The sequence below is a fragment of the Methylobacterium sp. WL116 genome, assembly GCF_008039455.1.
Taxonomy (GTDB): Bacteria; Pseudomonadota; Alphaproteobacteria; order Rhizobiales; family Beijerinckiaceae; genus Methylobacterium.
The window spans coordinates 1-5,855 of sequence record NZ_VRUV01000287.1 but is presented as its reverse complement, the minus strand read 5'-3'; the positions used below and the strand labels follow the sequence as shown (position 1 = coordinate 5,855).

Annotated in this window: 7 protein-coding genes and 1 pseudogene; 4 read left to right on the top strand and 4 right to left on the bottom strand. The window is 64.3% G+C overall.

Annotated features, from left to right (window positions below; genetic code table 11):
* Positions 1-81: 81 nt before the first annotated feature.
* The 3 genes from FV223_RS18250 to FV223_RS18240 form a co-directional block, all read right to left on the bottom strand.
* Entirely contained in the window at positions 82-600 is a 519-nt protein-coding gene (locus FV223_RS18250) for a hypothetical protein (RefSeq protein WP_147728347.1), read from the bottom strand.
* A gap of 156 nt (positions 601-756) precedes the next feature.
* Positions 757-1,023, bottom strand: a complete 267-nt coding sequence (locus FV223_RS18245) for a 3',5'-cyclic-nucleotide phosphodiesterase (protein WP_246689721.1) — start codon at positions 1,021-1,023, stop codon at positions 757-759.
* Between the two features lie 83 nt (positions 1,024-1,106).
* A complete protein-coding gene (locus FV223_RS18240) occupies positions 1,107-1,286 on the bottom strand; it encodes a CsbD family protein (protein WP_147728349.1) in 180 nt (59 codons plus the stop codon).
* A 392-nt stretch (positions 1,287-1,678) separates the two neighbouring features.
* On the opposite strand from FV223_RS18240, the pseudogene FV223_RS18235 reads away from it, so the two are divergent.
* The 3 genes and pseudogenes from FV223_RS18235 to FV223_RS18225 all read left to right on the top strand — a co-directional run.
* Positions 1,679-2,035, top strand: a pseudogene (locus FV223_RS18235) (DUF4113 domain-containing protein); the annotation flags it as partial.
* A gap of 304 nt (positions 2,036-2,339) precedes the next feature.
* Entirely contained in the window at positions 2,340-3,407 is a 1,068-nt protein-coding gene (locus FV223_RS18230) for a hypothetical protein (protein ID WP_246689720.1), read from the top strand.
* A 29-nt stretch (positions 3,408-3,436) separates the two neighbouring features.
* On the top strand, positions 3,437-3,994 hold the full coding sequence (locus FV223_RS18225; protein WP_246689719.1) for a hypothetical protein: 558 nt from the start codon (positions 3,437-3,439) through the stop codon (positions 3,992-3,994).
* A gap of 314 nt (positions 3,995-4,308) precedes the next feature.
* Here the strand turns inward: FV223_RS18225 and FV223_RS18220 are convergent, their stop codons facing one another.
* Positions 4,309-4,503 carry a hypothetical protein gene (locus tag FV223_RS18220; RefSeq protein WP_187276177.1) on the bottom strand — a complete coding sequence of 65 codons (195 nt, stop codon included), beginning with the start codon at positions 4,501-4,503 and terminating at the stop codon, positions 4,309-4,311.
* 600 nt (positions 4,504-5,103) lie between these two features.
* Here FV223_RS18220 and FV223_RS18215 point away from each other — a divergent pair.
* Complete coding sequence (locus FV223_RS18215; RefSeq protein ID WP_147728345.1) at positions 5,104-5,733, top strand: hypothetical protein; 630 nt, start codon at positions 5,104-5,106, stop codon at positions 5,731-5,733.
* Positions 5,734-5,855: the final 122 nt, after the last annotated feature.

Below are 5,855 nucleotides of genomic sequence, written 5' to 3'. Positions count from 1 at the left end.
GGGGATGCAGGGCGTCGGCCGGGAGGGGGGCCGGTCAAGCCTTTCATGCCTTTGGCAGGGCCCGTCGCCCAGCACGACCCATCAGGGTTTGCGGCTCGGGGCGACGAAAGGATTGGTTTCTGTCGGGGCGAGGTTCTTCGTCCAGCATGTCTCCAGCCTGTCCAAGCCGGCAGCGCTCTTGTCCAGCGCCACCTGGATGGTGGAGCCCTCGCCCCTGACCTCCAACCCATCGGCGAGCCTCAGCGACTTCATGAAACGGTCGTCCCGGACCGGCACCGAGACCTCGTTCCCGGAAGCCGCCACCTCGGCCTTGAGCACCGACGTGCCGGCGGCGAGCTCGACCGGGTAGCTCTTGCCGCGACCGAGCTTCCACTTCGGCGAGCTCATGCTCAGGTCGATGCCGTCCGCGTCACGACCGAACCGGATCTCGACCCCGTCGTCGGTGACCCGGGTCATCGTGCACCGGTCGAACTTCTGTCCCTTGTACGCCGCCTCCACCTTCCATGGCCCGACGGCGACGGCCTCGTCCCCCTGACCTCCCGCGGCGGCGGCCAGGCATGGCAGGGCGACAATCAGTGAAACGGCGAGGGCATATCTCATCTGGGTTCCATTCTCTCGTGTCCGCGCCGGTCGGGAGGGGGGCCCGGGGCCGGTCGGCCATGGAAAGCACGGCGGGTCGGGCGGGGGCAATGGACGATGCTCTGACCGCCGCCCCGAACGCAATGCCAACATCTCCTCCCGTCGATCACCCCATACTCAGCGCCCGGAAGTGCCTTCGAGACCTCGCTCGTATGCCGAGATGGCACGGGAGCAACCTTCGGAAAGGTTCGGTCGGTTGCGCCTGAAGCACGCCTTCACCTCGGGTCCCTCGGGTGACATGCCGGCGCAGAGCCTCAGGTAATCCCCGGCGCAGTTCGCGCGCATCGCCTCCATCGGATCGGCGTCCTGCGCCCGCGCCGATCCGGGAAGGGACAGGGAAAGCGCGGCGACAGCCAAGCTAAGTACCACGATGGTGTATCGCATGCCTTCGATGCCTCGGCGTGACAGGCCCCTTTGCGAGGGGCGAAACGCGGCCTCCGTGCCCACCGGCGTGGGGACGCCCGCGACTAGAACTTCGACTTGGCGTTCTCGATGGCGTCCTTGGCCTCGCCGACGCCCTGCTGGGCGCGTCCCTTCAGTTCCTGGACCTTGCCTTCCGCCTTGAGGCCACGGTCGCCGGTGACGTCGCCGATGCCCTGCTTCACGTTGCCGGTCGCCTCGTTGGCCACCCCCTTGATGCGGTCCATGGCGCCGGCCGTCGTCGGCGTCGGGTCGGCCATGGCGGGAACGGCGGCGAGCGGGAGCGTGAGCGCGAAAACCACGGCACGTGCTGCGAAGGTGGCGGACATAGGGAAGCTTTCGGGTTCGGGATAGAAGCCGGGGCCGGCGAGAGTAAGATTGGCGAGGGTTCGAAGCGAGGTGAAACGCCGGCTCTATCGCCATCTCCGGCCACGACTCAAAACTGCCGGAACGTAGCGAAATTGAGTCGGCCGCAACGTGATGCGCGCGGGAGGCGTCCGAATTCTTCGCGTTCCCGCGGCGACGACGCGCGGATAGCGCATGAACCGGAGCGGGACCCTCGGCATCCGGATGCGCGCGACCTTCTTTCAAAATCCGCTATCTGTGCGGGGCCCCGGGCGTCCGGGTGCCCGAGGCAACCAGCGACATCCTCGCCCTGGTCAAGGCCGCCACCCACGGCTTCCGGAAGACCTGGCGGGACGGGTGCCGCTATTCCAAGGCCGGCGTGGTCACCACCGACCTGATGCCGCTGGCGGCCACCCAGCGGGCGATGCCAGGCCTCGGCCAACTCGACCGCGAGATGGGGGCCGCCCTGATGGAGGCGCTCGATGCCTGCAACCGTCGCTTCGGACGAGGCGCCGTCGTGCCGGGGGCGGCCGGGTTCGCCCCGAAGCGCGAATGGTCGACCAAGTTCGAGATGAGGTCGCCGCGTTACACGACTAGGGTCGACGAGCTTCCGGTCGTGGCCGCTGCCTAATTTAATTTATGGATCCGCTGTCTTGGCCTTGCCTATCAGCAAGGCCGCGGTTGCTCCCTTCCTAGGAGACTTCGGTAATAGGCGAAGGCTTCGCCCTGCTGATTAATCCCGGAACACCATCATGTGCCTCAGATTTCGCATCCGTAGATGCTGCCATGCATTGCCATCTTCTCGTTGCCGTTACTCATTCTAATCGCAAAAAATGTCCTATCAGCCACCACCTCTCACCCCAGATGGACCAGAGCCTCCGCTCCTGAAGACCGCAGGATATCCCAAATCATCTGACGACGGACAACGCATGTGAATGGATCCGACTGCGGCGGTGGCGGCGCTCGATTTCCTGGCCCCTGGGTGCGACTGTCAGTACGAAAAAGCGCTAATAGGAACCCCGGTCCCGATGCCTCGCAAGACAGTGCGAATTCACTACAGGCGTTTTCTGAGGGGATCCGAGCCTGCAATCGATGCCTCTCTCGCTGCGTCGCTGAGCGCTTCATTCAGGCATCAGGTCGGTGGCATTTCTCTTTCTGATGACGTGCGCCTTAGGACATACGAGGATGCCGATCACGGGACCATCATCCTGAACAGCCTAAACCCATTTAAGAACGGCGATGTCTTCGGCGAGTTCGTCCGGATCGACCCTACCGCAAACATCACCTTGCTCGTTCAAAACGGGAAGTCAGCCGCGGAGCTTGAGGTCCGCGAGATGGCAAAGCCGAATGACGCCGAGGTGCTGAAGGGGATGAGCTTCTTCCTCATCCGCGGCGACCACGTCCTCGTGATCGAGCAGGACCTTACGAGTTCGATGATGGAACGCTACCTGCGCTGGCTGCTATGCGAAAAATGTCCCATCGCGCAGCGTAACGTACCGCTGAAGCTGATCCCGAAGTTGTTCCTCGACGAGAAGGTCGAGAACCTTAGGGATGTCTCCCTGGTCCGTCTCAAGCCAGCCCCGATGCTGCCACCCGGCTTCGACTTCGACGATGCGGACACAACCATTCACTCTGAGAAGGGCGTCTCCGCAACGACGAACATCATGGCAATACTTAGGGCGGCGAACTTCGATACCGCGCTTATCGACACCCTGATGCGGCGCAGCGGAGCTTCCCTGCAACTGAACCTCGACATTACCCTCAAAGCCGGCCGCAGCCGGTTCAAGCTTGAGGGTGAGGAAGCCATGGCGATGTTACGGCACGTGCCAGAAGACAATCTCATCGTGCTCGGCGACGGCGTACGTAAGAACCGAGGGAAACTTGAAAGGCTGGGCGATCAGGTGGATGTAGAACGTAAAGGGAACAAGATTGACAGGAAGGATGCTTGGAGAGCACTCCAGGAGGCAGCGGCCAGATATCGGGACGCTGGACTGATCGAATGACGTTGCGGTTTGCTGGTTGGGAGCTCTGCGTGTCTGCGCTTGCAGGAGTGGCGGCCGGCTTCGTCATGCCCGCCAACTTCTACGGCGAGGGAGCGGCCGAGATCGTTACGGTCCTCGGCTTCCTGATCGCAGCCTTCGTCCCCGCTATGGCGCTTGGCGCCACTGCGATCCGTGCGGGCGGGTTCTCGGTCAAGCGGATACGTGAGCTCGGGATTGCGATTGATCGCCAGATCAAGATCTTCGGTGGCCTGTTCCTCTACGCCCTTATGGCCTGTGCCGTGGTTGTTCTAGGAAAACTGATCAAGTGGACCCTGCCACCGCTCCCACCGGTCACGGCCGCGGGTTATTTTGTGAAAGTGGACCTTTCACTCGTATTTCCGGTGTTTCTGACGTTCGTGTTCGTCTTCCTGGGACTCCGGTCCGTTACGTTTATCGGGGGGATACTGAGCATCCTTAGCCTTACTACAAGCATCGCCGAGGATGAGGCACGGGTGCGGGACCGGGAGCGCGACCGCTCGGCCGTGGATGAGCTCGCAGCTTATAAAATGCCGGAGAGCTACGGCACCCGGATCGACCTACCCCACTAGGCTACGCACCTCAGCGACAGGCGCGTCTAATAAGCGGTCCACACCGACATGGCGAGGATCTCGAAGCGGCCTCCCTAGTCATTGGTCTCGGCGGTCGCCCCGTCCGGGATCACAGACATCGCGCCGGTCTGCGCCATGGGTGCCACGACGCCCCGGGTCGACCTGAAGAAGCCCTTCCGGGCCGGCGGACGCCATGCTGCGCACACGCAAGCATGCGGAATACGCTCGTCGGCACGCGGAAGCACACCGTCAGACCGTGTCCGCGATCCCGGACACGGGGTCGCCTCGCGGTGCCATGTCCGCGATTGCGGCGCTCAGGCGGCCATGCGGGTGCCGCCCATCTTGGCCGCGATGTGGGCGAGGTTGTCAGCCAACTTGGCGGCCATGAGCCCGGGGATGCGCGCCGCGGCCGCGTCGCACGCCTCCTGCCATGGCTGTTCCAGGATCGGCTTGTAGGTGGCCCGGTCGACGGCGAGGAACAGGATGCGCGGATGGTCGGTGTCGACCATTCGGCGGCCCACCCGGCGGCACGCCGGTACTTGGCGATGCCGACCGTCGAGATAAAGCGGTCGCGCCAGTCCTCGATGAGGGGGCCGACGTCTGAGCGAGCGGACTTTAAACGGATAGGCCGTGCCCGGGACGCTGCCCGGGCGGGCGTGGCGCGATCAAGGCTACGCGCCCAAGGTCCGCATGGCCATTTCAGGCACCCCTTGACGTTCGTGCCTGACGTGTAGGCAGCCGTTCCTCGATTGCCTGAAATTTGCGCACGTTCTTTTTATCGAACGAAACGTCCGCCGTCGTCGTGAGAGGCGTCCGAGGAGGTGATTTCAGGGCCTTGGGAGGGTTTCACACTCGGCCCCGGCGAACGACCTCTCCACGGTCTCGGCGGGCGTCGTGGTTCTTCGGTCACGACACGCTTCCCCTGCCTCGGGCCCCGTCGCGTCCGTCCCCGGCTGCCCGGCGTTAAGGGCTGTCTCTAGCGGATTTCTAGGTCGGGTGGGACAATCGTCAGGTCGCGTCGGGTCGTGCTGCCCCGGTGCCACCATTGGACCGCCGGCTTGTATCACTTCCCCGCCACAGCCTCCGTTCGCCTCGATCCGTTCGCGCCCATGCTGCGCCCGGAGGCCGAGCTCGTCGCCATGCGCGGCGAGTACCAGGCTCGCGTCAGCGCTTCTCCCCGCGGCGCCCATGCTCGCGCCCTCCACCCCGACCTGCCCGGCGTCAGGGGTAAGGTCAGCCTCATGCGGGTGTCCCAGGGCAGCGACGGGGAGCATCGGTGGGAGACCAAGGTCGTCTCCGTCTCCGAGCTCGCCACCTCGGACGCGTTGTTGTGGTGCACCCACATCAGCATGCAACGCTTCTACGGTGCCAGGGGCAGCACCAGCCTCGTGCAGCTTCAGAACCTGATCGCGGACGTCGACTGCCACGACAAAGCCGAGTTCCGCGGGCTCGCCCCCGAGGAGATGGCCGGCATACTGATCCAGCGCCTCAGGGATGCCGGGAAGCCTCTGCCGAGCTACATCGCCTTCAGCGGACGCGGCCTGCATTGTGTTTGGCTTCATCAGCCTCTGCAGGCGACCCCGGGGGTCACCGGACGGCATCGCGCGGTCCAGCGCTGGATGCACGGGCCGGCGGAAGGGAAGGCGTCCAAGACCGTCCGGACGAAAGGCGGCACGCGCCTCAATGACCCCGAGGTCATCGCCCATGAGGATACGATGGCGGCGGTCTGGCGTGTGTAAAGGGCGGACCAATTCCAGGCCGCTGTGGCGGAGTAAAACCAGGCCAATGGCGGCCGCAGCTTGAACGATGAAGGGGCCCGATCGGGCCCCTTCATCGTTTATCGCCGACCATGAGGCTCAAG